This is a genomic window from Mesorhizobium sp. (assembly GCF_005063415.1).
Lineage (GTDB): Bacteria > Pseudomonadota > Alphaproteobacteria > Rhizobiales > Rhizobiaceae > Mesorhizobium.
Genome location: NZ_SUEG01000291.1, coordinates 1 through 2456 on the forward strand (window position 1 = coordinate 1; position 2456 = coordinate 2456).

General features: G+C 63.8%; 3 protein-coding genes and 2 pseudogenes. 1 reads left to right on the plus strand and 4 read right to left on the minus strand.

Going from position 1 to position 2456, the window contains the following annotated elements; all coding sequences use genetic code 11:
• The 4 genes and pseudogenes from E5W70_RS31865 to E5W70_RS31880 all read right to left on the minus strand — a co-directional run.
• Positions 1-234: DUF1403 family protein (locus E5W70_RS31865; RefSeq protein WP_292665281.1), on the minus strand; the 234-nt coding region annotated here is incomplete at its 3' end.
• A 188-nt stretch (positions 235-422) separates the two neighbouring features.
• Positions 423-746: a DNA-binding transcriptional regulator gene (locus E5W70_RS31870; protein ID WP_292665277.1), complete on the minus strand. Its 324-nt coding sequence runs from the start codon at positions 744-746 to the stop codon at positions 423-425.
• Positions 743-1094: pseudogene (locus E5W70_RS31875) on the minus strand (type II toxin-antitoxin system RelE/ParE family toxin). The gene E5W70_RS31870 and the pseudogene E5W70_RS31875 overlap by 4 nt, the downstream one beginning before the upstream one ends.
• A 123-nt stretch (positions 1095-1217) precedes the next feature.
• Positions 1218-1436 (minus strand): hypothetical protein, encoded by a 219-nt coding sequence (locus E5W70_RS31880; protein WP_292665279.1) that lies wholly within the window; start codon positions 1434-1436, stop codon positions 1218-1220.
• 549 nt (positions 1437-1985) lie between these two features.
• Between E5W70_RS31880 and E5W70_RS31885 the strand changes: the two are divergent.
• A pseudogene (locus E5W70_RS31885) lies at positions 1986-2456 on the plus strand (integrase); the annotation flags it as partial.

The following is a 2456-nucleotide window of genomic DNA, read 5'->3' on the forward strand; positions in this document are numbered from 1 at the left end:
GGTCAGGAGAAAAGAATCGCGCAGCGCGGCTTCGTCCTCGGTGCGCCCCGCCTGCCGCGCCGTCGTCGCGGCCGCCGCCAGCGCCAGGCGCTGCCGCCAGGCGCCCGCCCATTTTTCGTCCCGGCGCACGACGGCATCGAGCGCGGTCAGCGCCGCGCCGGCGGCAAGCGCAGCATCTTCGACGGTTTGCGCCGTCTCGACGGCCCTGCGCAGCCAGGATGGCACAGTCGCCATGGGCCCGATCGGCGCGGCGTCGAGCGGCTGGACGGCGTGGCGCGAAGGCGGTTTGGCGTGGAGAATCATCGCCGGCAGCATGAGTCATCGCGGCGCTTTTTGCAATCATCTCGGCCATAAAGCGCCGGGGATGTCGAACGACGTTTGTGTCCGGTAAGCTTGCCTTATCGGACGTAATCGAAGCGCCGCTAGCGCAGCACCTGCAGCCCGTGCTTGTCGACCACAAACAGCAGCTTCAGCGCCATGCCACTCGGCCGCTTGGCGCCAGTCTCCCACTTTTGCACCGTCGATTCGGATGTGTTCAGATAGCGCGCAAACACCGGCTGGCTGACATGGTTCTTCTCCCGCAGCGCCTTGATCGCGTCGGGCTCGATCGCCGGCGGCACCGTCAGGCAGCTCTCGTCGAAGCTGCGCATTGTCGCCTTGTCGATCGCCCCGACCTTGTAGAGCGCGCTCGCCGAGCTGTGCATCGCCTCGAAGGCGTCGGACTTGTATTGTCTAGCCCTGCTCATGTGCATATCTCCAAAAAATCTCCGTCTGCCAGCAATTCGCCGAGCTGCCGATCGGTCAGCCCAGCATAAGCCTTGGCCAGGCTGCGGAACTGGGCGAGTTCGTCGTCATATGTTGGCCCTGTCCTGATTGGCGAACAGATACTCGTAGACCCAGAACCGACCGGATTTGGCCAGGATGATCGATCGGTGCCGGTTGTCGTTCAGACGCTTCTTGAACACGCCACCGCCAAGATCTTCGGCTTGTCCCAACGCCACCTGCGCAATCGCCTTGCACAGTGCCACGTCGCTGATTCGCGCCTTGCGCGCCGCCTTGGCGAACCAGGCCGTCTTGAACGTCCGCTGCGTCATGGGTTTATATAGCACCAGGTGCTATGGATTGCAAACGCTGCGGTGCCGCCGCCGAACACCGGTTGGCCGACAGCCGGTCCCGTACCGCTAGAGGGTTTACACGTCAGTCAGATCCTCGGGATATCAGCCACCACGCGCGTGGAACAGCCACCACGTTTGCGCGCCGCGCGTAGAAACGACCAGACAGTGGGGCTCATCCAGCGCCGGCTCGATCAAGCCCAGACGGACGAGCGGAATGATGGTCTTTTCGCCGATCGACTTGTCATGGTACGAAAGCCCGGGCACGACAAGGCGCCATCCCGGCGTTCCGCGCTCGGTCGTGGCCGCCGCGAGATAGCCCATTTCCGATGGCGACTCGCCATGCCCCAAGGTGAACAGGCAGATGCTCCAGAAGGCGTTTCGCGGACGCGGCTGGGATGAGCGCCCAATCGAGCGGACCGTCCTGCGCCGCCGGCTCTTGGCTTTGCGACGGCCGGCCCACCCGGTTGTCCTCAAAGCCTTGGCGATAGGCCTTTTCCAGCGCCCGGGCGATGGCGCCCGCCGTGTCGACGGCCATGCCGTATTTCCGGTCATGGCGGTCCTTGGCCACGATGTCGCGGGCCATCTCACGAAACCTGGCCTTGCGATAGGGATCAGCGGCGATTTGCGTTCGTGTACGGATATGGGCCTAAGCCTGCGGGTGCGTGAGATGCCGATGCAATGGACAGCCTCGCTGTTTGGCTGCAAGCTGGCGCCGACTCGACTCTTCTGATTCAATCGCACAATTGAGCCATGGACAAGCTACTGAAACCAGATGGCGCGGACTCCCATCAAGACCCGCAAGCCGCCCGGCGTCGCGACAACGGCCCGCCCGGCGAATTCGCACGTCTGCCCGACATCGTCGATCTAGTCATGGAGACGGGACGCCCATCGCGGTCGCCGGCGCATATCGAAGCGCTCGTCGAGACGGCAAAAGACTACGCCAAGGCCGCCAGCTCCGAAAACACGCGAGACGCCTACACCAAGGACTTTTCGCATTATTCGTCCTGGTGTCGCCGCAACGGTTTTGAGCCCTTGCCCCCAGAGGTACAAACAATCGGCCTCTATATCAGCGCCTGTGCCTCAGGCACCGCCGCCGGCGAGCCGAAACGCGGCATTCCCGCCCTTTCGGTCGCAACGATCGAGCGGCGCCTCTCCGGCCTGGCCTGGAATTTTACCCAGCGCGGATTTTCTCTCGACCGTGCCGATCGCCATATTGCCACCGTGCTCGCCGGTATCCGCAGAAAACACGCAAAGCCGCCGCGGCAGAAGGAGGCCGTCCTCGGCGATGATATCAAGGCGATGATCGCGACGCTCGGCCATGACCTGCGCGGCCTCCGCGAC

Bases quoted from the DNA above. Each gene is read 5' to 3' on its own strand.
- E5W70_RS31880 (WP_292665279.1), bottom strand. From the start codon at position 1,436: ATGGGCTATCTCGCGGCGGCCACGACCGAGCGCGGAACGCCGGGATGG.
- E5W70_RS31870 (WP_292665277.1), bottom strand. From the start codon at position 746: ATGAGCAGGGCTAGACAATACAAGTCCGACGCCTTCGAGGCGATGCAC.